General features: G+C 62.1%; 24 protein-coding genes and 1 tRNA gene. 11 read left to right on the top strand and 14 right to left on the bottom strand.

From position 1 onward, the window contains the following. Positions 1–136 precede the first annotated feature (136 nt). From NKJ77_RS22485 to NKJ77_RS22435, 11 genes are all read left to right on the top strand, one after another. On the top strand, positions 137–331 hold the full coding sequence (locus tag NKJ77_RS22485; RefSeq protein ID WP_023669287.1) for a hypothetical protein: 195 nt from the start codon (positions 137–139) through the stop codon (positions 329–331). A gap of 134 nt (positions 332–465) precedes the next feature. After that, positions 466–1,758, top strand: a complete 1,293-nt coding sequence (gene murA, locus NKJ77_RS22480; RefSeq protein ID WP_023727782.1) for a UDP-N-acetylglucosamine 1-carboxyvinyltransferase — start codon at positions 466–468, stop codon at positions 1,756–1,758. Positions 1,759–1,925: 167 nt separating this feature from the next. Next, positions 1,926–2,360 carry a DUF2948 family protein gene (locus NKJ77_RS22475; protein WP_023692404.1) on the top strand — a complete coding sequence of 145 codons (435 nt, stop codon included), beginning with the start codon at positions 1,926–1,928 and terminating at the stop codon, positions 2,358–2,360. A 134-nt stretch (positions 2,361–2,494) separates the two neighbouring features. Then, positions 2,495–3,787 (top strand): histidinol dehydrogenase, encoded by a 1,293-nt coding sequence (gene hisD, locus NKJ77_RS22470; protein WP_023727783.1) that lies wholly within the window; start codon positions 2,495–2,497, stop codon positions 3,785–3,787. Between the two features lie 6 nt (positions 3,788–3,793). After that, the gene (locus tag NKJ77_RS22465) at positions 3,794–4,279 is read left to right on the top strand and encodes a UPF0262 family protein (RefSeq protein ID WP_023669283.1); all 486 of its coding nucleotides are present in this window, start codon (positions 3,794–3,796) and stop codon (positions 4,277–4,279) included. Beyond that, positions 4,267–4,731 carry an arsenate-mycothiol transferase ArsC gene (locus NKJ77_RS22460; protein ID WP_081725519.1) on the top strand — a complete coding sequence of 155 codons (465 nt, stop codon included), beginning with the start codon at positions 4,267–4,269 and terminating at the stop codon, positions 4,729–4,731. Before NKJ77_RS22465 ends, NKJ77_RS22460 begins: the two co-directional genes overlap by 13 nt. Before the next feature lie 185 nt (positions 4,732–4,916). After that, positions 4,917–5,135: a translation initiation factor IF-1 gene (gene infA, locus NKJ77_RS22455; RefSeq protein WP_006200926.1), complete on the top strand. Its 219-nt coding sequence runs from the start codon at positions 4,917–4,919 to the stop codon at positions 5,133–5,135. A gap of 19 nt (positions 5,136–5,154) precedes the next feature. Beyond that, the gene (locus tag NKJ77_RS22450) at positions 5,155–5,781 is read left to right on the top strand and encodes a Maf-like protein (RefSeq protein WP_023681911.1); all 627 of its coding nucleotides are present in this window, start codon (positions 5,155–5,157) and stop codon (positions 5,779–5,781) included. Then, a complete protein-coding gene (gene yacG / locus NKJ77_RS22445) occupies positions 5,778–5,969 on the top strand; it encodes a DNA gyrase inhibitor YacG (protein WP_023669280.1) in 192 nt (63 codons plus the stop codon). The genes NKJ77_RS22450 and yacG overlap by 4 nt, the downstream gene beginning before the upstream one ends. A gap of 214 nt (positions 5,970–6,183) precedes the next feature. Beyond that, positions 6,184–6,259, top strand: a tRNA-Phe gene (locus NKJ77_RS22440). 212 nt (positions 6,260–6,471) lie between these two features. Next, complete coding sequence (locus NKJ77_RS22435; RefSeq protein WP_023747221.1) at positions 6,472–7,782, top strand: tyrosine-type recombinase/integrase; 1,311 nt, start codon at positions 6,472–6,474, stop codon at positions 7,780–7,782. A 263-nt stretch (positions 7,783–8,045) separates the two neighbouring features. Here the strand turns inward: NKJ77_RS22435 and NKJ77_RS22430 are convergent, their stop codons facing one another. The 14 genes from NKJ77_RS22430 to NKJ77_RS22365 all read right to left on the bottom strand — a co-directional run bounded on the left by NKJ77_RS22430 (position 8,046) and on the right by NKJ77_RS22365 (position 22,249). Continuing rightward, a complete protein-coding gene (locus NKJ77_RS22430) occupies positions 8,046–9,368 on the bottom strand; it encodes a type II toxin-antitoxin system HipA family toxin (protein ID WP_050588757.1) in 1,323 nt (440 codons plus the stop codon). Next, complete coding sequence (locus tag NKJ77_RS22425; protein WP_023689355.1) at positions 9,369–9,662, bottom strand: helix-turn-helix domain-containing protein; 294 nt, start codon at positions 9,660–9,662, stop codon at positions 9,369–9,371. 673 nt (positions 9,663–10,335) lie between these two features. Then, positions 10,336–10,614 (bottom strand): DUF2274 domain-containing protein, encoded by a 279-nt coding sequence (locus NKJ77_RS22420; protein ID WP_023689356.1) that lies wholly within the window; start codon positions 10,612–10,614, stop codon positions 10,336–10,338. Between the two features lie 13 nt (positions 10,615–10,627). After that, positions 10,628–11,845: a TraB/TrbI/VirB10 family type IV secretion system protein gene (locus NKJ77_RS22415; RefSeq protein WP_023747223.1), complete on the bottom strand. Its 1,218-nt coding sequence runs from the start codon at positions 11,843–11,845 to the stop codon at positions 10,628–10,630. Between the two features lie 10 nt (positions 11,846–11,855). Next, positions 11,856–12,884, bottom strand: a complete 1,029-nt coding sequence (trbG, locus tag NKJ77_RS22410) for a P-type conjugative transfer protein TrbG (RefSeq protein WP_023724107.1) — start codon at positions 12,882–12,884, stop codon at positions 11,856–11,858. Next, the gene (gene trbF, locus NKJ77_RS22405) at positions 12,874–13,605 is read right to left on the bottom strand and encodes a conjugal transfer protein TrbF (protein ID WP_023724108.1); all 732 of its coding nucleotides are present in this window, start codon (positions 13,603–13,605) and stop codon (positions 12,874–12,876) included. Before trbF ends, trbG begins: the two co-directional genes overlap by 11 nt. Further along, positions 13,606–14,928, bottom strand: a complete 1,323-nt coding sequence (gene trbL, locus NKJ77_RS22400) for a P-type conjugative transfer protein TrbL (protein ID WP_023747224.1) — start codon at positions 14,926–14,928, stop codon at positions 13,606–13,608. It abuts the gene before it with no gap. 36 nt (positions 14,929–14,964) lie between these two features. Further along, positions 14,965–15,690: a P-type conjugative transfer protein TrbJ gene (gene trbJ, locus NKJ77_RS22395; protein ID WP_023669263.1), complete on the bottom strand. Its 726-nt coding sequence runs from the start codon at positions 15,688–15,690 to the stop codon at positions 14,965–14,967. Further along, positions 15,687–18,137: a conjugal transfer protein TrbE gene (trbE, locus tag NKJ77_RS22390; RefSeq protein ID WP_023669262.1), complete on the bottom strand. Its 2,451-nt coding sequence runs from the start codon at positions 18,135–18,137 to the stop codon at positions 15,687–15,689. The genes trbJ and trbE overlap by 4 nt, the downstream gene beginning before the upstream one ends. Next, positions 18,131–18,403, bottom strand: coding sequence for a VirB3 family type IV secretion system protein (locus NKJ77_RS22385; RefSeq protein WP_023689361.1), 273 nt, complete (start codon positions 18,401–18,403; stop codon positions 18,131–18,133). The genes trbE and NKJ77_RS22385 overlap by 7 nt, the downstream gene beginning before the upstream one ends. Then, positions 18,403–18,711, bottom strand: coding sequence for a TrbC/VirB2 family type IV secretion system protein (locus NKJ77_RS22380; RefSeq protein WP_023669260.1), 309 nt, complete (start codon positions 18,709–18,711; stop codon positions 18,403–18,405). Before NKJ77_RS22380 ends, NKJ77_RS22385 begins: the two co-directional genes overlap by 1 nt. Positions 18,712–18,722: 11 nt before the next feature. Continuing rightward, positions 18,723–19,691, bottom strand: coding sequence for a P-type conjugative transfer ATPase TrbB (gene trbB / locus NKJ77_RS22375; protein ID WP_023669259.1), 969 nt, complete (start codon positions 19,689–19,691; stop codon positions 18,723–18,725). Next, positions 19,688–20,101: a CopG family transcriptional regulator gene (locus NKJ77_RS22370; protein WP_023708017.1), complete on the bottom strand. Its 414-nt coding sequence runs from the start codon at positions 20,099–20,101 to the stop codon at positions 19,688–19,690. The genes trbB and NKJ77_RS22370 overlap by 4 nt, the downstream gene beginning before the upstream one ends. Before the next feature lie 117 nt (positions 20,102–20,218). Then, positions 20,219–22,249 carry a conjugal transfer protein TraG gene (locus tag NKJ77_RS22365; RefSeq protein WP_023747225.1) on the bottom strand — a complete coding sequence of 677 codons (2,031 nt, stop codon included), beginning with the start codon at positions 22,247–22,249 and terminating at the stop codon, positions 20,219–20,221. Positions 22,250–22,254: the final 5 nt, after the last annotated feature.

Raw genomic sequence — 22,254 nt, 5'->3', positions numbered from 1 at the left:
CTTCTGCCATATAGAACCGGCAAGCGCAAGGCGTCTGTGAAAGGCTTTGCCAGACAAGTTTCGCTGACATGGCGGCGCCACAATGCTAGCTATCCCTTGAACGGCAGGCCCTGCCAGTTGCAGGCGGGACGGAACGATGGACGAGAAGACAATTCCACCGAAAAAGGCTGATCCGGAAAAAAAGGACGGGACTGACCGCAAGGACCGTCTGGCCGAGCAGCTGCGCGCCAATCTCATGAAGCGCAAGACGCAAGCGCGCTCGCGGCGCACCGGTGATCCTGACCAGCGGCCCGAAGGACTGCCGGCTGCTGAAAAAATGCACAAGGACTGACCGATATCGGCCACACTGGCCGGCCAACTTGGCCAACGGGCTCAGGAATCTTGAACCAAGCCGGCCAATGGTCTAGACGGGCCGATACTCAAACTGACGAAAACCGGCCTATCGGGCCGAGGGGACATTCTCTCATGGATCGCATCAGAATTGTCGGCGGCAACAAGCTCGCCGGAAGCATTCCGATTTCGGGCGCGAAAAACGCCGCTTTGCCGCTGATGATCGCCTCGCTGCTCACCGACGACACGCTGACGCTGGAAAACGTGCCGCATCTGGCCGATGTAGAGCAGCTGATCCGCATTCTCGGCAATCACGGCGTCGACTATTCGGTCAACGGCCGCCGCGAGAAGCAGAATGAGGGCTATTCGCGCACCATCAATTTCTCGGCCCGCAACATCGTCGACACGACCGCGCCTTACGAGCTGGTGTCGAAGATGCGGGCATCGTTCTGGGTGATCGGCCCGCTGCTGGCCCGCATGGGCGAGGCGAAAGTGTCGCTTCCCGGCGGTTGCGCCATCGGCACGCGGCCGGTCGACCTGTTCCTTGAAGGCCTGCAGGCGCTGGGCGCCGACATCGATGTCGACACTGGTTATGTGCTGGCCAAGACCAGGAACGGCCGCCTCGTCGGCAATCGCTATGTGTTCCCGAAAGTCTCCGTCGGCGCCACCCATGTGCTGATGATGGCGGCGGCGCTCGCCAAGGGCGAGACGGTGCTGGAAAACGCCGCCTGCGAGCCCGAAATCGTCAACCTCGCCGAATGCCTCAACGCCATGGGCGCAAAAATTTCCGGCGCCGGCACTCCAACCATCACCATCGATGGCGTCGAATCGCTGTCGGGCGCGCGCGTGCGCGTCATCCCCGACCGCATCGAGACCGGGACCTATGCCATGGCTGTGGCCATGACCGGCGGCGATGTCGTGCTCGAAGGCGCCCGCCCCGAGCTGCTGCAGACCGCGTTGGATGTGATTGCCCAGACCGGTACCGAGATCACGCCGACCAACTCCGGCATTCGCGTTAAGCGCAACGGCGCCGGCATTTCGCCGGTCGACGTCACGACGGCGCCCTTTCCGGCCTTCCCGACCGATCTGCAGGCGCAGTTCATGGGCCTGATGACCATGGCCAAGGGCAAGTCGCGCATCACCGAGACCATCTTTGAAAACCGCTTCATGCATGTGCAGGAACTGGCCCGGCTCGGCGCCCACATCACGCTGTCCGGCCAAACGGCGATCGTCGACGGCGTCGCCAAGCTGAAGGGCGCACCCGTGATGGCGACCGATCTGCGCGCCTCGGTGTCGCTGGTCATCGCCGGTCTGGCGGCCGAAGGCGAAACGACGGTCAACCGCGTCTACCACCTCGACCGCGGTTTTGAGCGGCTGGAAGAAAAGCTCTCCAATTGCGGCGCGGTGATCGAGCGGATTTCGGCTTGACCGCACGGCAGTTGCTTCAGACAGACAGGCGTCTGGTGCTGCCTCCATTCACCGCCAACACTTCAAACCCGAGGCGCTAGCCTCGGGTTGAATTTGTGTCGCGGTTGCACCGACCGGAAAGACCGCCTAACAGAAGGCTGAAACCAACTTTCAGGTGTGCATTCGGCATGGCAGCCCTCAAACTCATTGCGCTCGACGATCAGGATCTGAGCATCGTCTCGGCTCACGTCCAGGACGCCGTGATGAAGGTCTCGGATCTCGAATACCTGCCTTCGGCCAAGCGTTTCATATTGACCATGAACCGCTTCGTCTGGGAGGCGAAGTCCGGGCTGTTCAGCCAGCACAATGAGCGGCGCCAGGCGGTGTTGCATTTCGACCGCGTGCTCGGTGCCAAGACCAGCGGCATTGCCCGCGATCGGCCGGCCGAGGTGCTGTCGCTTCTGGCAATCAGCTTTATCGAAATCAGCAAGCCGGCCGGCATCGTCGAATTGGTCTTTTCCGGCGGCGGCGCGATCATGCTCGACGTCGAATGCATCGAGGCGCGGCTTGCCGACATAGGCGGCGCCTGGGAAGCGACCTCGCGTCCGGTGCACAGGGTGTAGAGCATGATCCCAAAAAGTGGGTGCCGGTTTTTGTTGGACAAAACGGGAATCGTTTGTCCAGAGATCATGCTCCAACAAAGGGTTAGATCGTGATGAGATTTCAACCAAGTCTCATCACGATCTAGACGCAGCCGATGGCCATTACGCTTATCCAGTCCGATGCCGGTTTCGAGCAGCGTTTCGCCGCCTTCCTGACCACCAAGCGGGAGGTATCGGAGGACGTCGACACTGCCGTGCGCGCCATCATTGCGCGGGTTCGTGCCGAGGGCGACGCTGCCCTGGTCGACTACACGCTGAAATTCGACAAGGCCGACCTCAATAGCCTCGGCATCGCCGTGTCGAAGGACGACATCGCGCAGGCCTACAAAGACGCCGATCCGCAGACGGTCGAGGCGCTGAAATTTGCCCGTGACCGCATCCGATCCCATCACGGGCGACAAATGCCCAAGGACGATCGCTATACCGATGCCGTCGGGGTCGAGTTGGGTTCGCGCTGGACGGCGATCGAGGCGGTCGGGCTCTATGTGCCGGGCGGCACGGCAAGCTATCCAAGCTCGGTGCTGATGAACGCCGTGCCGGCCAGGGTGGCGGGCGTCGAGCGCATCGTCATCGTCGTGCCGGCGCCGGGCGGCATCATCAATCCGCTGGTGCTGGTGGCCGCCGATCTAGCAGGCGTTTCAGAGATTTACCGCGTCGGCGGCGCGCAGGCGATTGCCGCCCTTGCCTATGGCACCGAAACGATCCGGCCGGTCGCCAAGATCGTCGGGCCCGGCAATGCCTATGTCGCCGCCGCCAAGCGCCAGGTGTTCGGCACGGTCGGCATCGACATGATCGCCGGACCGTCTGAAGTGCTGGTCGTGGCCGACGGCAGCAACGATCCCGACTGGATTGCCGCTGATCTTCTCGCTCAGGCCGAGCATGACGTGTCGGCGCAGTCGATCCTCATCACCGACGATCCGGCCTTCGGCAAGGCCGTCGAACAGGCGGTCGAGCGGCAGCTGCAGAGCCTGTCGCGCGCCGAGACGGCGGCTGCCAGCTGGCGCGATTTCGGTGCGGTGATCCTGGTGGAGACCATCGAGGCCGCGCTGCCGCTGGTCGACCGCATCGCCGCGGAACATGTGGAACTCGCCATCGACGATGCCGAGGGCTTCCTGGCCAGGATGCGCAATGCGGGTGCTGTGTTTCTGGGACGCCATACGCCCGAAGTCATCGGCGACTATGTCGGCGGCTCCAACCACGTGCTGCCGACGGCGCGTTCGGCGCGCTTCTCTTCGGGCCTGTCGGTGCTCGATTTCGTCAAGCGCACCTCGATCCTGAAGCTCGGGCCGGAGCAGCTGAGAGCACTTGCGCCGGCGGCGATTGCGCTGGCCAAGGCGGAAGGCCTCGACGCGCATGGCCGCTCCGTCGCCATCCGGCTGAACATGTAGGCGGCGATGGCGGACGGCGATCAAACCCGCGCAAGGCTGATCGATGTCGAGCTCGACGAGTCGATCGGCCGTTCGACGCCCGATGTCGAACATGAGCGCGCGGTGGCGATCTTCGACCTGATCGAAGAAAACAGCTTTCAGCCGGTCAATGATGACGGCGCCGGGCCTTATCGGCTGAAGCTCTCGCTGGCCGAATCCCGGCTGGTGTTTGCGGTCGCCCGCGAGGATGGTGCTGATGTCGTCACCCATATCCTGTCGCTGACGCCGCTCAGGCGCATCGTCAAGGACTACTACCTGATCTGCGAAAGCTATTACGACGCCATCCGCTCTTCGACACCGAGCCATATCGAGGCGATCGACATGGGCCGGCGCGGCCTGCACAATGAAGGCTCGCAGACGTTGATGGACCGGCTGGCCGGCAAGATCGACATCGACTTCGACACGGCGCGGCGGCTGTTCACGCTGGTCTGCGTGCTGCACTGGCGGGGTTAGACCTGACTGGGGCGCCCCGCTCGATCCTGTTCTTGTGCGGCATGAACGCCGTGCGCTCACCGATGGCCGAGCAGCTGGCGCGGCGCATGCTGCCGCCGGCCACTTTCGTCGCCTCTGCCGGCGTGCACAGGGGCGAGCGCGATCCGTTCGTCGACGCGGTGCTGGCCGAAGAGGGCCTGACGCTGGGCGAGCGCCAGCCGCGCTCGATGGACGATCTCGAGGACGATTATTTCGACCTGATCGTCACCCTGGCGCCGGAAGCCCACCACGCCGCGCTCGAACTCACCCGCTCGCTTGCCGTCGACGTCGAATACTGGCCGATGCCGGATCCGACCGATGTCGGCGGCAGGCGCGAGCAGATCATGGCCAGCTATCGCGACGTGAGAGAACGGCTGAAAGCGCGCATCAGCCGACGTTTTCTGCTTCCGGAGGTAAAAAACGCGGCGGATTGATGCATGTCGCTCAAAAGCGGTCCCGGTTTTGAGACAACGACATGCATAAAACGAAACCTTGGAGCGCGTCGCATATGACGCGATCTAAGCGTGTTCACAAGCGCACGATTATCATATAGGTTCCGCCGAAATTCCGGCCTGGGCGCTCCAGGGCGCCGGAACTGCAATCCAAGCAAAGGTATCGAATGCCGAAGGAAGAAGTCCTCGAGTTTCCGGGTGTCGTGACGGAATTGTTGCCCAACGCGATGTTCCGGGTGAAGCTCGAAAACGAACACGAGATCATCGCCCATACGGCTGGCCGCATGCGCAAGAACCGCATCCGTGTGCTGACCGGCGACAAGGTCCTGGTCGAGATGACGCCCTATGACCTGACCAAGGGCCGCATCACCTACCGTTTCAAGTAACAGTCCGGCGCGAACCGCGATGAGCATCCTGCAGAAGCTCGTGCTTGCCTCTGGTTCGCCGCGCCGGATCGAACTGTTGCAACAGGCCGGCATCGAGCCGGACCGCGTGCTGCCAGCCGATGTCGACGAAACGCCGCTGCGCGCCGAACATCCGCGCTCGCTGGCCAAGCGGCTGTCGAAGGAAAAGGCCGAGAAGGCGCTGGCCTCGCTGAAAAGCGAGGAAGACTATGCGCCAAGTTTCGTGCTGGCCGCCGATACGGTGGTCGCGGTCGGACGCCGCATCCTGCCCAAGGCCGAGACGCTGGACGACGCCGCCAATTGCCTTGGACTGCTTTCGGGCCGTTCGCACCGGGTCTATTCCGGCATCTGCCTGATTACGCCGGGCGGCAAGCTGCGCCAAAGGCTGGTTGAATCCAGGGTACGCTTCAAGCGGCTTCCACGCGAGGAGATCGACGCCTATGTCGCCTCCGGCGAATGGCGCGGCAAGGCCGGCGGCTATGCCGTCCAGGGTCTCGCCGGTTCGTTCGTCGTCAAGCTGGTCGGCTCCTACACCAACATTGTCGGCCTGCCGCTCTACGAGACGGTGGCGCTGCTTTCGGGCGAAGGCTTCAAGGTCCACACCAGCTGGCATACCGCGCGGCCATGAGCCTGGACGATAAGGTCACACCACTGCGCCCGAAGCGCCCCTGCCCCGAATGCGGCAAGCCGTCGGCGCGCGAGACCTATCCGTTCTGCTCTAAGCGCTGCAAGGACATCGACCTCAACCGCTGGCTGAAGGGCGCCTATGTCATCACCGCGCGGGATGACGAGGACGAGAGCGACGAGCCGAAGTAGGGTTTGGGCGGTGCCGGCCGCGCAATTCCACTTCGCCGACCTTACGCAATTGCTGCTTTGCCGGCGTCGGTATTGTCTGCGACAATTGCCCCGGAAAATCAGCGCTTAGGCGCTGGACAGGCCGGATTCCCGTGCTATAACCCACGCGCTTTCAAGGGGTGCCCCACGGCGCTTTCCTGAAATCCGGTCAGGCGATGTCTCGTTTGCCGGCGAGGCCCAGATAGCTCAGTTGGTAGAGCAGCGGACTGAAAATCCGCGTGTCGGTGGTTCGAATCCGCCTCTGGGCACCATCCCCTCTTCTCCCGACACTCCGTTTAGCCGAACCGTCTACGCTGCAGCTTCTGCAAGCGACTGGAATTATTGATCTTTTGCTGTCGCATTGCGCAATTAGGCGTGACAGAGAGCGCTTCGGGCGCATTTGATCCAACGAGGCGGGGGGATGGTATTTCCGTTGGTATTCGACATCCTGATGGTATCGAAACAGCCAAGGGAGACCTGACGAATGGCCCTATCCGACGTGAAATGTCGAAACGCCCGCCCTGCTTCCAAACTCGCGAAATTGTCTGACGGGGGCGGGCTGCAGCTATGGGTACAGCCCACGGGCTCTCGCCTCTGGCGGCTCGCCTACCGCTTTGACGGCAAGCAGAAACTGCTCGCGCTGGGCAGCTATCCCCTTATCTCTCTCGCCGAGGCACGGGAGGCGCGCGATGATGCTAAAAGGCTCCTGCTAGCTGGCGTCGACCCTGGAAAGGAACGCAGCTTGCGGAAGGCCGATTCGGCAAAGGACTCCTTTCGCTCAATCGCGGACGAATATGTTGACAAGTTGAAGAAGGAGGGACGTGCCGACCGGACGATCAGCAAGGTCAAATGGCTGCTCGACTTTGCCTATCCGATAATCGGCGACAAGTGCATTCGGGAGATCGAGCCGGCCAGCATCCTTACCGCCCTCCGTCGCGTGGAGGTTCGCGGTCGGTATGAGTCGGCCAGGCGACTGCGCTCCACCATCGGCAGCGTGTTTCGATACGCGATCGCGACCGCACGCGCCGAGACAGATCCGACCTTCGCCCTCAGAGGCGCACTCATCAGTCCGAAGGTAACGTCTCGCGCCGCGATTACCGATCCGAAGGCCTTGGGCGGTTTGCTGAGGGCGATCCATGCATTTGACGGACAGCCTACAACCCGAGCCGGTCTGAAGCTGATAGCGCTGCTGTTTCCCCGCCCAGGCGAGCTTCGCGCCGCTGAATGGGAAGAGTTCGATTTTGAAAGCTCGGTGTGGACGATCCCTGAAGCACGCATGAAAATGCGACGGCCGCACCGCATACCCCTATCAAAGCAAGCGATTAGCGTCCTGACTTCACTGAGAGAAATCTCTGGTGATGGATCGCTGCTGTTTCCTAGTGTTCGATCGGCTTCGCGTCCGATTTCCGACAATACCCTTAACGCCGCACTGCGTCGTATGGGTTACAGCAAGGAAGAAGCTACCGCGCATGGTTTTCGAGCAACGGCATCAACTCTGCTGAACGAATGCGGCAAGTGGCATCCGGACGCGATAGAGCGGCAGCTGGCCCACATTGAGAACAACGACGTTCGGCGCGCCTACGCCCGGGCAGAGCACTGGGACGAGCGCGTCGAGATGATGCAGTGGTGGGCCGATTATCTGGATGAACTCAAGAGCAAAAACCTGCGGGTGATCTCAATCGAGGGACGCCGCAAGCCTGCTGTCCACACACCAACGCGACCATCCACTTTGAACCCAACAGCGGCCGTTCATCAAACGCCGATACAAATCTCCAACCGCCGGAAATCATACTGACCGTCGAAAAACGCCACAACTCGACGCCAAATCGTAGGCCCGCATTGTCAGATTTTCCGGAGAGAAAGTTGACCGCGTTCGGCGGGAAGCTGCCGTTCTGCAGCCGACCCATTTCCGTCATTCAAGCTGCCGATGGCCGGTTCCGAAACCGGCCATCTACCCGGCCCGGGGCCGCGCGCTATTAGAGCGAGAATCCCGTGGGCAGTGTGCGGTCCGTCCGTTTCGCCGGCATTAGTCCGTGGATCCGCTATCCCCGCCCGACTTTAACCTCCACAACCTTCCTCTCCATAGATCCGGGACAAGCCCTTGATGCGCGTCGCGATCGCGTCGACGAGGCGACCAACGATCTCATGGATGATCCCCTCCTGGCGAAGCTCTTGGGCGCACTCCGATGCCATATCGGGCATCACCGCGAGCTGATGGCGGATCGTCCGCACCGTGTACTCGCCGCCAACCTTTGCTGAGGACGCACAGCGCCCCCAGTGGCGCGGCATGATCTCCTCGATGGGATAGACTCTGTCGATCTTCATCGCCAGTTTAAGGTCGCGCATCTCAGATTGGATCTCTCCCCCGAGGTGCGGCAGAATGGAGGAGATGTCGTAGAGCGGAGCTAGGCGGGCCTCGCCCTGGGCTCCGAGCAGCATCGAGTAGTTCTTTGCATGCGCGTCCGTGCCGGCGATGATCCAGTTGAAGACGTTCGCGGCCATGAAGATCTGACGGTCTTGGACGGGGTCGAGGGAGGCCGACAGCACCTTTCTGGAGATCGTCGTGATACCTGGCCCACCCTGGTTCTCGTACTTGAGCGTCGGCATCACCGACAGGGCCTGGCACATGTCCTCCTGATGGATGCGGATGGTCTTGCCCTCGTTGTTGCGGCGGTCGTAGCGCTCGATAACGATTGCCTTTTCGCCTGCGAAGGCGAGAACCTGGCTATGTGCAGCGTCCATGCCGAGCTTGGATGCAAGCTGCAGGCAGAAATGCTCGTTCTCGGTATGCCCGTGCAAGTGCGGCAAAGGCGGCTTGAAGATGTGTGTCGTGGGCGTGTCGCCTAGAGGGATCCCCCAGCGATTGCTGCCCTTATCGAAATGGAACGCCGTCTTTGCCTGCGCACCAGCGAGACTGAACTGACCAGGATCGCCGATGCGCCGGGTCGCTGCACCATCCTTGCGCAGATCGCGCAGGCGGTCGCCGATCTGCGCCTCGGTGAGCAACTCCACGTTCTCGCCGCGGGAAATCTGGTCGCCACGCGAAAGGAACTGGACGGCGCCGGCGCAGTCGCGGCCGACATTCTTGAGCAGGGCAAACGGGTTTCGGGCGGAGACCTGGAACCTCTGCGCCCATCTGGCGAGGGTCTGCTCATTATCCGGCAGTAGGCCCCAGAGGAATGCCTCGACGACCTTGCCCTCGTAGGTCCTGGTGATCGTCGGCATGGACAGGGAGAGCGGGATCGCCACCCGGCCTTCCATCCATGCCTCGTGATAGGAGAACGAAAGCTTGCCGCCCTGCAGGTGGTGGAGCCCCCCAACCGGTCTGCCAGCGATATAGACGTCGAGGGTGTCGATCGGGTTCATCATGATCATCGTCATCTAGAGCTTGTAGGGAATCTCGTCGTCGTCATCGTCGACATGCCGTTCATCGGCATTATGATGATGATCAGCCGACGTCGGCGCCGGCGGGATCTGAAAGTCCATCTCCACACCAAGCGTGGTCAGCGCCAGCAGCACGTTGCCGATCTCGGCGCTGGGCTTGCCGTTCTCGATCCACGACACCCACGTCTGCGTCGTGGTGATCATTTTGGCCAAGGCAGCCTGTGACAGGCCGCGCCGGGTGCGGGCCTCCTTGATCAGGATTCCAATGTCGCGAGCTGTTCTGATCTTCATGGCGTATACGATTTCTGTATGAGCTAGCCTGATATACGCGCGTATATGACGGGTGTCAATATACGCTACTATATCAATTTAACGCTATATAGGTTCAAATATCGGCAACCTTCATATACCATCATTGCGCCACGCAACAATGTGCGATCGACCTTTCGCCACGGTACCATCGAGAATGACCGCTGGTCGAGAACTCAACAACTTGTCGGGGCCGGGACCGGTCTGGTCCGCTATTCAATTACTGTTGGCGAGAAGCTGTCATTCAGCATCCGGTCTGGCGGCATCGTGACAAGATCGATTTTTGTCCGAAGAGAACGAGGCCGGCCGCAAGAAAAAGCCACGGCTTTTATGCACTTATTGTCTAGCAGGCTTAGTTGTTCCCCTGAAACTTGAATCTCCCTCAGACTCAGTGTCTTCTCAAGGTAGCCGCTAGGAATTAGACATGCCTTCAGGCTCGTTTCAACACCGCGTGTGGCAATGGATTGTCGCGTGCTTTCCGACGCCGGCGCACCTCGATGTACAGGAGCGCAATCATCGCTTCCTTGAAGAGGCGCTCGAACTCGCTCAGGCGAATTCCTGCACAAAGGAGGAGGCACTCGAACTGGTGGAGTACGGACCGGCGGCAACGCGGTCAGGATCAAGAACCTAGCGTGCTCCAAAACGACACCAAGCGCTAACCGTTGTCCAGTGTGGAAGATGATTGCCTTCGTGGTTTCTCCGACGCGCCGGCGCCCGGCAGACCTTCCTTTCTGGCCTTGGCAAACGCCCGGTCGCCTTCCAGGAACCCGACCAGCATAAAGGGGATCAGTTCCGCCACCGTTTCGGACTCGCCATAGGTCTCACGGTAAAGTGCGGCATAGTCGTTGAGTGCTTGGCTCAAGTCGGCGCCAACGGTGATGGTGATCTTCGAAGGTGTCCGGTCCGGAAGCTTTCCGAGTTTCAGGTTAGCCATGAAGTCCTCCTGTTCACCCCGTGTATGGCCGCAACACGAGGTCCTTGTGCACGATGACGCGCAACGGCCAACCAGGGCGCACGGTGATCGTGGGTTGGACGTTCAGGTTCTTTTCAGTGATCCGTTGGCCCGCTTGACTGACGTTCTGCTGGGTGGATTCACGAATTGCCTTGACCAAGTCGCTTTCATTTTCCCCAAAGCTCAACTCGGTACCAACCCCCAGCAATGTGGCTACCGCGACGCCCTTGATCAACTGCCAAGTATGGAAATCCACCTTGTCCTCGAGCCCGGCATAGCCGGCCGCGTCGGTCACGGGCAGATTGTCGATTTCGGTAGAGGAGCCGTCCGGCATCACGATGCGTTGCCACACCAACAGAGCGCGCCTTTGCCCAAAGGCTACAACGCTGTCGTAGGTGCCGATCAGCCGTGAGCCCTGCGGGATGAGCAGGATGCTGCCGGTGACGCTGTCGTGCACATTCTCGGTGATCTGGGCGACGACAAGGCCGGGCAGATCGGAATTGATGCCGGTGATCAGGCTTGCAGCGATCACGCTACCGGCCATGATCTGATAGGGCGAAGCCGGCGTCTGCAGTGCATGCGGGTTGTAGATCCCGCCGGTGTTCCGTTGATCGATGAAATCGAGCTTGCGCTGTTGATTGTTCTGGTCGCCCTCGGCCGGCGCGAAGGAAGCTCGCTGGCCTTCGGTATCTGGCTGCGGAGACGCCGTCTCGAAAGGCGAACGTCCGCCCTGCCCATTGCCAAAAGCTTCCGTCTGCTGGGGCCGGTTTTCGATACGGAAGAGGACTTGCGACTCGCGCGCCTCAATCGCTTGTTGTGCAAGCCGCTGCGCCTCGGCGGAAACGTCTTGCCCAGGTGCGATGCCAAGCTGGCGCTGGTGCTCGAGAATAGGACGGCCGAGATCCCCGGGCAGCGGCGGTCCAAGCACCGGAGCCTTCGGCTTGCTCCCGGAATAGTCCTTGGGCAGCGATTCAAGTCCCTCGGCGGTCGGGTTGCGGTCGGTGCTGTAAAGCTCTTCAGCCTGCTGCTTCAGGCGCAGTGCCGGCCCCTGCAGCGCCATCATCGTGACGCCAAAGATGGTGGCGGAGCCAACAGCTGCGATCGCGACGATTATGCCGCGCTTGAAGCGCACGGCCCGGCGCGGTGAGGCCCGCAGCTGCAGCTGTTCGGGATCGAGTTTGGGCGGAACATTGGGGCGGGACGTGTCGGTCATGAGCCTCCCCTCACCTGCCAAAACGCGAAAAGAGCGATATCCGCCGCGGCAGTTGCCGTCCGTCGGTCCTGGTGATGCGCACCACCTGCTGCTGCTTGGCGCCGAGACGGAGTTCAGCCGCGGCAAAGAGGCGCTCGACGATGTAGTAGTTGCCGTGCATCCGATAGTTGACGAGCTGGTTGTCCCCGTCAGCACCGACGATGAAGAGCGGTGGCGCCTCGCCCTGATCAATGCGCTTCGGGAACTCTATGTAGACCTTGCTGCCATCATCGAAGGCGCGCGTCGGTCTCCACGGCGGCGTGTCGCCGGTGATCGAATAGCGGAAGCGGATGTTTTCGAGTGCTACGTTCGAGGCCGCGGGCATTTCAGCCTCTGCCTGAGCGTTGCGCCGCCGAAGCGCCACGAGTTGGTCTTCGCTGTAAATCCAGGAGAGCGCCGCCATGGCAGTTTTCTCAGTGCTTTGAAGCTGCAGGTGATAGGATCGCCTGTCCGTCGTGATGACCAGATTGGTGGCAAGCCCCGGCGCGAATGGCTTCACCAGCACATGAGTGCGCTGGTCATCGCCTGAGCCACTAACGGTGTCACCGATCACCCAACGGACCGTATCGCCGGCTGAGACCGAGGTCAGCTTCTCGCCCCGCTGCAATGAGATATCGGTGACGCGCTCCGGCGCGGCGTAGAGCTGGTAGAGCGCGCCGTCGGCAAAGGGGTAAACCTGCACCGCATTGACATAGCCAAACTTGGTGGGTTGTTGCGTCGCCGCCTTGTTGGCATCGGCGACCTGTTCTTCCGGCGAGCGCTTATCTGGGGCGGGCTTGCCGGGTGCGGGCATCAACTGACCAGGCAACGGTAACGGTTTCGGCACTTCCACGACCTTGACCGGCTTCTCCGGCGCCTTCTCGATCGCGGCTGGTTTGAAGTCCTCGTGGTCATAGGAAATCTGAGGCGGCGGCACTGGCTTCGAGGCACAGGCCGAAAGAACCGCAGCAGACGCCGACAGGATCAAGGCAGCACGAAGCAATGGGGCTCTATTTGTCATTGGCGGGCTCCTTAGGGGAAACGGGGGTTGGCGCGGCGCTGTCGAGCTCGCGCGACCAGTCGATGGCGTTGATGAAGACGCCGAGCGGGTTCTTGCGCAGCTGCTCGGTTGTCCTAGGCGGGCGGATGAGGATGGTGAGGATCCCGATCCAGCGCGTCGTGCTGGCGAGGCTGCCGCGCTCGAACACCTGCTCGGTCCATTTGACCTGGAACGAGCTGTCGGAAGCCCTGACCACGCTGGTCACCTGCACTGACACGCTGCGCGTGCCGATTTGGCCGAAAGGGTCGTTCGCCTTGGCATATTCGTTGAGGAAGAGCGCCGCTCGGTCGGTGGCAAAGTCGTAGGCCGACAGCCAATTCTGCCGCACCAGAACCGCATCGGTGGAAACCGAACGGACATTCTGGATGAAGCGGCTGAGATGCCAGGCGATCTGGGCATCGTCGGGCTGGTAGTTTTGGACTGCCGGCGCGACCGCGTGCGCCTCGCCAAAGCGGTCGACCTCGACGACATAAGGCACGACGCGGCCCTGCATCGACTGCCACAGAAGCCCACCGGAAAGCCCCGTCGTCAGAGCCAGGCAGCCAAAGGCCATGAAGCGCCAGTTCTTGGCCTGGACGCGCGCCGTGCCGATGCGCTCATCCCAGAGTTGGCTGGCCTTCTGGTAGGGTGTTACGGGTTCGGGCGTCTTTCCATAACGCTGAACGGGTCGCTTGAAGAGCATCTAGTCTTCCTTGTCATTGAGGGAGGGATTGGCGCCGCTTCCGCCCCGATCTCCATCGCGCACCGCCTGCGTGGCAGCATTGCGATGGGCGCGTGCGGTCTGTTCGGAACGCAGACGCCTTGCCCAGACCGGCGCGGGGTCAGAGGCTGCAGCGGGCGAGGTTCCTGTCTTTGACGCGGTCGGCATGCCGCCGGTCGCGGTCCAGCCGGCATCGCGACCGGCGTCGGCACTACGGCGGAATGGTTCTGCTGCGGATCGCATTCCCCGCATCGCGGCGCCGCTAGCGGCACTCGCAACCCCATGCAGCCCAGCAGCTACCCCGGACAGCCCGGACTCGGGCGATGTCGCGCGCCCCGTTTGCCAAGCGACGGTGGCAGCGGACCCCATGGCGGCGCCGGCACGGACTGCGGCGAGGCCGCCGCCTGTTGCCATGCGCGCGCCGGCAAACGCAGCGCCTCCGGCAACGAGCGTTGATCCAGCTGCGGCCGCCGTTGTTCCAAGTGCCGCGCCGGCGCCAAGCTGCGGCGCGCCGGAAACAAGACCCGAGGCAATCCCGGGGCCGAAAATGCCGAGCCCAAGCAGCGCCAGCGCACCCAGCACCTGAGACATGGCCGCCGCCAGGTCCGGCTCCTGGCCCTGCAGGGCGGAAGCGAACTCGCCAAAGAGCGTGGAGCCGATGCCGACGATGACGGCAAGCACCATCACCTTGATGCCCGACGAAATCACATTGCCGAGCACGCGCTCGGCCAGAAACGCCGAACGGTTCCAGAGCGCGAAGGGCACCAGGACGAAGCCGGCCAGCGTGGTGAGCTTGAACTCGAGGATGGTGATGAAGAGCTGGATGGAAAGAATGAAGAAGGCGATGAGGACCAGGAACCAGGCCAGAAGCAGCACGAAGATGGTGAGCGCGTTACCGAAGATCTCGGGGAAGCCTACTAGCTGGCTCGCTTGATTGAGGAGCGGCCAGGCGCCCTCGAAGCCGGCCGCGGCAATGCGGCCTGGCCGCAGGAGACTGTCGGCGGACAGGTTGCCGGCCGATGCGTTGATGCCGAGACCGGCAAAGGAGCGGTAAATTATGTCGGCGAAGTTCTTGAAATTGTTCAGGACGAAGGCGAAGGCGCCGACATAGAGCACTTTGCGAACAAGCCGGCCGAGAATGTTGGGCTCGCCGCCGAACGCCCAGACCAAGCCCGCGAGCGTGATGTCAATGCCGATCAGAATGGTGGTGAGAAAGGCGACGTCGCCCGAAAGCAGACCGAACCCACTGTCAATGTAGCGGGTAAAGGTCTCCATGAAGCGATCGATGACTCCGAGGTCGTTCATGTCGCCGCCTTCCTCGTTGTCTTGAAGAACTGCCGCTCAGTTGCCGGGATAAGCCGTGCCGGTGCCCAGGAAACGCTTCGTCGTCTCGCGAGCGGCTTCCTCAGACTGCGCCTTGCGCGCCGCATCCTCGGCTTCGGCCCGGAACTGGGTCGCAAGCAGCGTCTGGATCTGCATCTGCTGCTTGGTCGAAAGCGCGATCAGCTGATTGGTAGCCTGGCTTGCCTCGAGGGCACCTGCCGCGCCCTGACTGCGATTGACGAGATCGGTAAGCAGGTCGCCGTCGGCCTGCACGTTCTCGACGATCTGCGACTGCGCGCTCATGGTCTGGCGGAACGCCTGCATGGCGCTCTGCCAGCGCTCGCGCGCGGCGCTCGCGACATCGCTGACCTTGATGGTGGCGTCGTAGCTTTCCGGATATTGCTGGCGCCACTGGTCCTGCAGCTTGTCGAGATCGAAGCTCAGGCCGCTCGCCTGGGTCATCAGACCGTCAATCCGTTGGAGCGAGCCGGTAAGCTGGCCCACGGAAGAGAAATCCAGGCGCTGAAGGTTGCGCGCCATGTTCTGCAGCATGGTCGCCTGGTTCTGAAGCGACTGGATTTGGTTGTTGATCTGCTCCAATGCGCGTGCTGCCGACAGCACATTCTGCGTATAGTTGGACGGGTCAAACACGATGAGCGCATAGGCCGGCTGGACGTAGTCAGCCATCGGTTTGGCAATCAGGGAAACGGTGACCAGGCTAGTAAAAAGGCGGCGTCCGATCATGACGATTGCTCCTTGTTAGGTTGAGGAAATTGCTGGAGAAGCTCGGCAGCCCAATCCAGGCCGCGCGCACTGAAGAAACGGGCGGCAAAGCTGCCCTGCCCTTCTTCGGAAAGAATATTGTCGATCAGGGTCTGCGCGGCCGGGTCGGAGGCGCCGCAAAGCGCAAGAGCGATCGGGCCTAGCCCGAGCTCGAAGAGGCGATTGCCGCGGCGCGACTGCAGATAGTAGTGGCGCTTCGGCGTGGCGCGGGCGACCAATTCGATCTGTCGCTCATTAAGACCGAAGCGCTCATAGGCTGCCCGTGCCTGCGGCTCCACCGCACGATCATTGGGGAGAAAAATGCGCTGCGGGCAGCTCTCGATGATTGCGGGTGCGATAGAAGAGCCGGCGATGTCGGCAAGCGACTGCGTCGCGAAGATGACGGAGACGTTTTTCTTACGCAGCACCTTAAGCCATTCGCGGATGCGGGCGGCAAAGAGCGGGTTGTCGAGATAGACCCAGGCCTCGTCGAGCATGAGCAGCGTCGGCCGCCCGTCAAACCGGTCCTCAAGACGATGGAACAGATAGGTGAGCACAGGCAGCACAGCGCCTTGGCTGTGCATCAGCTCCTGGGTTTCGAAACACTGCACATCCGAGATGGCCAGCCGGTCGTCATCGGCATCGAGAAGGCGGCCGAATGGTCCGTCGAGCGTGTAGGGCATCAATGCCGATTTGAGCGCATTGGACTGAAGCAGGACCGACAGGCCAGTCAGCGTGCGTTCCTGCGCCGGCGCGGTGGCGAGGCTGGTGAGCGCCGACCAGATTGCCTCCTTCACCTCCGGGGTGACGGTGACATTCTCGTGGGCAATGAGGCCGGCGATCCATTCGGCCGCCCAGCTCTGTGTGGCCGGGTCGTCGATGTGGCGCAGCGGCTGGAAACCAAGCGCACCATTCGCACCCAACGCATGGTGGTCGCCGCCCATGGCAAGCGCGGCGGCGCGGGCCGAATTGCCTTTGTCGAAGACATAGATTTGCGCGCCAGCGTAGCGCCGGAACTGCAAAGCGATCAGGGCAAGCAGAACCGACTTGCCGGCACCGGTCGGCCCGACAATCAGCATGTGGCCGACATCGCCGATATGGGTCGAAAGCCGAAACGGCGTCGAGCCGCTGGTTTCGGCGAAAAGAAGCGGCGGAGCGTAATCGCCGGTGACCTCGGCAAGGTGCTCGTTCTCCGCTGGACCTGCCCACACGGACGACAGCGGCACGAGATGGGCAAGGTTAAGCGTGTGAACGAGCGGCTGGCGAACGTTGGCGTAGACATGACCCGGCAATGAACCAAGCCACGCTTCGACGGCATTGATGCTTTCGCGAATGGTGGTGAAGCCGAGCCCGTTGACGATCCGCTCGACGGCGCGAAGCTTTTCCGCGGCGGCTTTACGGTTCTGATCCCACACCGTCACCGTTGTGGTGAGATAGCCGAAGCCGACATGATCGCCGCCCAATGCCTGCAGTGCTGCATCGGCATCGAGCGCCTTGTTGTCGGCGTCGCTGTCGACGAGAGGCACCGGTTCGTTGGTCACCACCTCGCGCAGAATAGCCGCGATCGATTTGCGCTTGGCAAACCACTGCCGCCGGAGCCGAGTCAGCGTCTTCGTGGCTTCCGCCTTGTCGAGTGGAATGAAGCGCGTCACCCAGCGATAGGCGAAATCCTGGTTATTGAGCGCATCAAGGATTCCTGGCCGGGTGACGTTCGGAAAGCCGAGAACTGTGAGGGTGCGCAGATGCTGCTCGCCCAGCATCGGCTCTAGGCCGCCGGTCAGCGGCGCGTCAACCAGGACGCCGTCGAGATACATTGGCGTTTCCGGCACGGCGACCGGATGACGGCGTGTCGAGATCGTGCCGTGCAGGTAGGTCAGGGTCTCGGCATCGTCGAGCGCGCGCACCTCGGGCACGAAGCCCGAAAGAAGATCGAGAACGCGGTCAGTCTCGTCTCGGAACCGGGCAAGCTCCTGGCGCCAGTCTCTTTCCCCTCCCAAGTCATGCGAGTCGACGAGAGCACTTTCCGCGCGCGCTTGGCCATCGGGCCCAGGCATGAAGACCAAGGTCAGATGATAGATGCTCTCGAAATGCGCGACCTTGCCCTCGAAGGCCGCGCGCCGTTCCTCATCGATCAGCCATGAGGCAGCATCGGGAAGGGCCGAGCTCGCATAGCCCAGCGCTTCGATGCGCTCGGCCTCGAAGAATAATGCCCAGCCAGAGCCGAGCCTTCTCAGCGCATTGTTTGCCCGCGCGCATATGCCGATGAGTTCGGCCTCCGTCGCGCTTTCAAGGTCGGGGCCACGAAACCGCAATGTCCGTTGGAAGCTGCCATCCTTATTGAGCACGATGCCGGGCGCGACGAGTGCTGCCCAGGGCAGATGGTCGGCAAGCCGGTCGGCTTTGCCGCGGTATTCGGAAAGCTTCAGCATGCAAGCCAGCCCTTTTGACGAAGATGACGGACAAGCACGCTGGCAAAATCCGGATCACGCCGTGCGGCAAAGACCGCGAGCGTGTGGCCGGCGATCCAGAGGATCAGACCGGCAATCCACTGCTGCAGGCCTAGGCCGATGGCCGCGGCCACCGTGCCATTGAGGATCGCCACCGCCCGCGGCGCGCCGCCGAGCAGGATTGGCTCGGTGAGCGCCCGATGGACCAGAACCTCGAAGCCTTCGATATGCTGCTCTCCGGTGCTCATCAGACGACTGCCCCGCCGCCAAAGGAGAAGAAGGAAAGAAAGAAGCTCGAGGCCGCGAAGGCGATCGACAGGCCGAAGACGATCTGGATCAGCCGGCGGAAACCGCCCGCCGTGTCGCCGAAGGCAAGGGTCAGACCGGTGGTGATGATGATGATCACCGCGAGGATCTTGGCGACCGGCCCCTGCACCGATTCCAGAATCTGCTGCAGCGGCTGTTCCCACGGCATGCCGGAGCCGGCAGCGTGGGCCTGGGCCGTGAGAAGAAGCGCGACGGCGGCGAACGAAAGAAAGCGAAGCTTCTTGCGCATGAGGTGACCTTTCAGAGCTGCTGGAGTTGCGGAAGTGTGAGCGGGGTGACGGCGTAATCGCCGCTGCCGTCGAGACCCGTGACCTCGGCGATCGCGTCAACGCGGCGCGCGGGTCCTCTTCCGGCAATAAAGATGACCAAGTCGACGGCATCGGCGATCAGCCGGCGGGGAACGGTGACAACGGCTTCCTGGGCGAGCTGCTCAATACGATAGAGTGCGGAGCGTGCCGAATTGGCGTGAACCGTGGCAATGCCGCCGGGATGTCCGGTGTTCCATGCCTTCAGCATATCGAGCGCTTCCGCGCCTCTGACTTCGCCGACGATGATGCGGTCGGGCCTCAGCCGTAAGGTCGAGCGTACGAGATCGGCGAGTGTGATGGAGCCCCGCCTCGTCCTCATGGCAACGCAGTCCTTGGCCGCGCATTGCAGCTCGCGGGTGTCCTCAATCAGGATCACCCGCTCATCGCATTCGGCGACTTCTGCCAGTAGAGCATTGGTAAGTGTCGTTTTGCCCGACGATGTGCCGCCGGCGACCAGGATGTTGCGCCGCTCGCGCACTGCCTTCCTCAGGGCATCAGCCTGCAGCGGGAGCATGACGCGATCGGCGACGTAGTTGGCCAGCGTGTAGAGTTTTGCCGCCGGTTTGCGGATGGCGAAGCATGGCGCCAGCACGACCGGCGGTAGCAGACCCTCGAAGCGCTCGCCTGATGGCAATTCGGCACTGACAATCGGACTATCTGCATGCGCCTCGGCGCGTACATGGGAGGCGACGAGCCGGATGATGCGTTCCGCCTCGGCAGGATGCATATGCACGCCTGTATCGACCCGGCCTTCTCCCAACCGGTCGAGCCTCAGCGCGCCGTCGGGGTTGACCATCACCTCGATGACGGTCGGATCGGCAAGGGCCTCGGTGATCGCGGCGCCCATGGCTGTGCGCAGCATGGCTCGGCGGCGGTGGTCCGCTGCGGGATGAGAGTTCATCCTTCGCCTCCGTTGCCATTGCCGTAACCAAGCGAGCGCTTCCCGGAGGCTATCTGGCGACCGACCTGCTCGACGAATTTGTCAAAGCGCTCTTGGGCGATCGCCTGTGTCGCCCGATCCGGAATTGGCGTGTGCGCATGAAGCGTGATTGAAAAGCGGATTAAGAGCGCCAGGCTCTCCAGAGTTATTTCGGCGTCGCGCCTGACATGGTCGAGATCGCGGGAAAGACGGTCCAGCCGCTTGCCGTAGCGCTGGTCGAGCTCGTTTTCACCACGCCGTTCGATGAAGGCCTCGACCGCTTTCGCGACGATTGCCGATTTCGTGGTCGACGGGTTGCGGCTGAGGGTTTCCAGCTTCTCGCTCAATTCGGGTTCGAGCAGAAACTGGTGGCGAATGCGATGGGGCTTCATACGTCTCGTTCCGACTGGCCGGCGCTGATGCGCCGGTGCGAACGAACATCGCCGAGATCCGCAAAATCGCTTATGGGCGTTATCTACGCCGAGATACGCCTCAGTTGCGGAAAGCGTTCAGAAGCCGGGGATGATGTCCTTGTCGTCGCCCCTTCCCTCGCTGAGGCCGTAGGCGCTCGCCGCGGTAGAAACCCGGTCCATGACGCGCTTGTCTGCGAGTGCCTCGGCGTCATCGTCCGACAGATTGAAGAGGTCATCCTGATCAGGCTCCCGAGAGACGACGACGTGGTCTTCAGGCAGGCCGGGATGACGCTGCTGTTGCACGCCGCTCCCTTCTTCGATTGCCGCGCCGGCGTGTTCGTCATCGGCAGCGAGACGGCGGTCAACACTGCGGACTTGTCCGCTCCAATCGTCGGGGCGCGACGCAGGACAGTCCGCGTACAGACCGTCGCGCAACACCGGCGCCGGCAGCACCCGTTCGGTGAAATTCGGATCCTGGTAATAGCGCAACTTCTGGGCGCGGATCGGCGGCAACCCCGAAACGAGGATTAATTCGTCAGCTTGCGGCAACTGCATCACTTCGCCAGGCGTCAGCAGCGGGCGAGCAGTCTCCTGGCGACTGACCATGACGTGCGAAAGCCAGGGAGCCAGCCGGTGGCCGGCGTAGTTGCGCATGGACCTGAGTTCCGTCGCTGTACCGAGCGCATCCGATATGCGTTTGGCCGTGCGCTCGTCGTTGGAGGAAAAGGCAATGCGCACATGGCAATTGTCGAGAATGGCGTTGTTCTCGCCATAGGCTTTGGAGATCTGGTTCAAGGATTGCGCGATCAGATAGGCGCGGATGCCGTAACCCGCCATGAAGGCCAGCGCGGTCTCGAAGAAGTCGAGGCGACCAAGAGCCGGAAATTCGTCTAGCATCATGAGCAGTTGGTACTTGCGGCTTTTCTTCGGGTCACCTTCCAGCCGCTCCGTCAGTCGCCTGCCGATCTGATTGAGCACCAGTCGCACCAGTGGCTTGGTGCGCGAGATATCCGATGGCGGCACCACCAGATAGAGCGACATCGGTCGTTCCGCATCCATGAGGTCGGCGATGCGCCAGTCGCAGGCCGATGTTGCCGAGGCAACCGTCGGATCACGATAGAGCCCGAGAAACGACATGGCGGTCGAGAGAACGCCAGAACGCTCGTTCTCTGACTTGTTCAGCACCTCGCGAGCCGCCGAAGCCACGACGGGATGGACCCGAGGTGTGTCGGCCGTGCCGAGGTGGTTGGTGGTCATCATCCGCAGCAGTGTCGTGGCAAACGAGCGTTGCGGATCCGACAGGAAAGTGGCGACGCGGGCAAGCGTCTTTTCTTCTTCCGCGTAGAGCACGTGCAAGATGGCCCCGACCAAGAGTGAATGACTAGTCTTCTCCCAATGGTTTCGCCGCTCCAGGGCGCCTTCCGGATCGACGAGAATGTCCGCGATGTTCTGAACGTCGCGGATCTCATCTGAACCCCTGCGCACTTCCAGCAGCGGATTATAGCGCGCCGACCTCGAGTCGGTCGGATTGAACAAGAGGCAGAAAGAGAACTTCGACCGCCAGCCGGAAGTCAGCTGCCAGTTCTCGCCTTTGATGTCGTGAATGACGGCCGAGCCGGTCCAGGAAAGAAGCGTTGGAACGACCAATCCCACGCCCTTGCCCGAACGTGTCGGCGCAAAGGCCATGACATGTTCCGGCCCGTCATGTCGCAGATAGTGATCCTTCAGTTTGCCAAGGAAAACGCCGGCCGGCTCAAACAGGCCTGCCTTCTCGATTTCCCGAGCCGCGGCCCATCGTGAGGAACCGTAGGTGGTGACCAACCCCCTCTGCCGCGCGCGCCAGAGGGAGCCAGCTATTGCGGCCGCACACCCCAGGAATCCGCTGGCTCCGGCAAGCATGCCGGCCTTGTCGAAGACCTCAGGCGCATAGGCGTCGAATTGAAACCACCATTCGAAGAATTTCCACGGCTTGTAGATCGGCCGGGCCGCCGCGGCAAACCATGGCGCGCCAAGCTGCGGCTGATAGTCCAGCATGTGGGCGCACCATTGCGTTGCCGCCCATATGCCAACGATGACGATGGCGAACACAACTACGATCTGGCCGACAAGGAGCTTCGTCGGTGTCACGGGCA

The sequence above is a fragment of the Mesorhizobium sp. M0052 genome, from assembly GCF_040323255.1.
Taxonomy (GTDB): Bacteria; Pseudomonadota; Alphaproteobacteria; order Rhizobiales; family Rhizobiaceae; genus Mesorhizobium.
The sequence above is the reverse complement of the archived record's forward strand: the minus strand, read 5'-3'. Positions and strand labels throughout refer to the sequence as shown.

Coding starts and splice junctions, on each gene's coding strand:
- NKJ77_RS22485 (WP_023669287.1), top strand. CDS start 137: ATGGACGAGAAGACAATTCCACCGAAAAAGGCTGATCCGGAAAAAAAG.
- murA (WP_023727782.1), top strand. CDS start 466: ATGGATCGCATCAGAATTGTCGGCGGCAACAAGCTCGCCGGAAGCATT.
- NKJ77_RS22475 (WP_023692404.1), top strand. CDS start 1,926: ATGGCAGCCCTCAAACTCATTGCGCTCGACGATCAGGATCTGAGCATC.
- hisD (WP_023727783.1), top strand. CDS start 2,495: ATGGCCATTACGCTTATCCAGTCCGATGCCGGTTTCGAGCAGCGTTTC.
- NKJ77_RS22465 (WP_023669283.1), top strand. CDS start 3,794: ATGGCGGACGGCGATCAAACCCGCGCAAGGCTGATCGATGTCGAGCTC.
- infA (WP_006200926.1), top strand. CDS start 4,917: ATGCCGAAGGAAGAAGTCCTCGAGTTTCCGGGTGTCGTGACGGAATTG.
- NKJ77_RS22450 (WP_023681911.1), top strand. CDS start 5,155: ATGAGCATCCTGCAGAAGCTCGTGCTTGCCTCTGGTTCGCCGCGCCGG.
- yacG (WP_023669280.1), top strand. CDS start 5,778: ATGAGCCTGGACGATAAGGTCACACCACTGCGCCCGAAGCGCCCCTGC.
- NKJ77_RS22435 (WP_023747221.1), top strand. CDS start 6,472: ATGGCCCTATCCGACGTGAAATGTCGAAACGCCCGCCCTGCTTCCAAA.
- NKJ77_RS22430 (WP_050588757.1), bottom strand. CDS start 9,368: ATGACGATGATCATGATGAACCCGATCGACACCCTCGACGTCTATATC.
- NKJ77_RS22425 (WP_023689355.1), bottom strand. CDS start 9,662: ATGAAGATCAGAACAGCTCGCGACATTGGAATCCTGATCAAGGAGGCC.
- NKJ77_RS22420 (WP_023689356.1), bottom strand. CDS start 10,614: ATGGCTAACCTGAAACTCGGAAAGCTTCCGGACCGGACACCTTCGAAG.
- NKJ77_RS22415 (WP_023747223.1), bottom strand. CDS start 11,845: ATGACCGACACGTCCCGCCCCAATGTTCCGCCCAAACTCGATCCCGAA.
- trbG (WP_023724107.1), bottom strand. CDS start 12,884: ATGACAAATAGAGCCCCATTGCTTCGTGCTGCCTTGATCCTGTCGGCG.
- trbF (WP_023724108.1), bottom strand. CDS start 13,605: ATGCTCTTCAAGCGACCCGTTCAGCGTTATGGAAAGACGCCCGAACCC.
- trbL (WP_023747224.1), bottom strand. CDS start 14,928: ATGAACGACCTCGGAGTCATCGATCGCTTCATGGAGACCTTTACCCGC.
- trbJ (WP_023669263.1), bottom strand. CDS start 15,690: ATGATCGGACGCCGCCTTTTTACTAGCCTGGTCACCGTTTCCCTGATT.
- trbE (WP_023669262.1), bottom strand. CDS start 18,137: ATGCTGAAGCTTTCCGAATACCGCGGCAAAGCCGACCGGCTTGCCGAC.
- NKJ77_RS22385 (WP_023689361.1), bottom strand. CDS start 18,403: ATGAGCACCGGAGAGCAGCATATCGAAGGCTTCGAGGTTCTGGTCCAT.
- NKJ77_RS22380 (WP_023669260.1), bottom strand. CDS start 18,711: ATGCGCAAGAAGCTTCGCTTTCTTTCGTTCGCCGCCGTCGCGCTTCTT.
- trbB (WP_023669259.1), bottom strand. CDS start 19,691: ATGAACTCTCATCCCGCAGCGGACCACCGCCGCCGAGCCATGCTGCGC.
- NKJ77_RS22370 (WP_023708017.1), bottom strand. CDS start 20,101: ATGAAGCCCCATCGCATTCGCCACCAGTTTCTGCTCGAACCCGAATTG.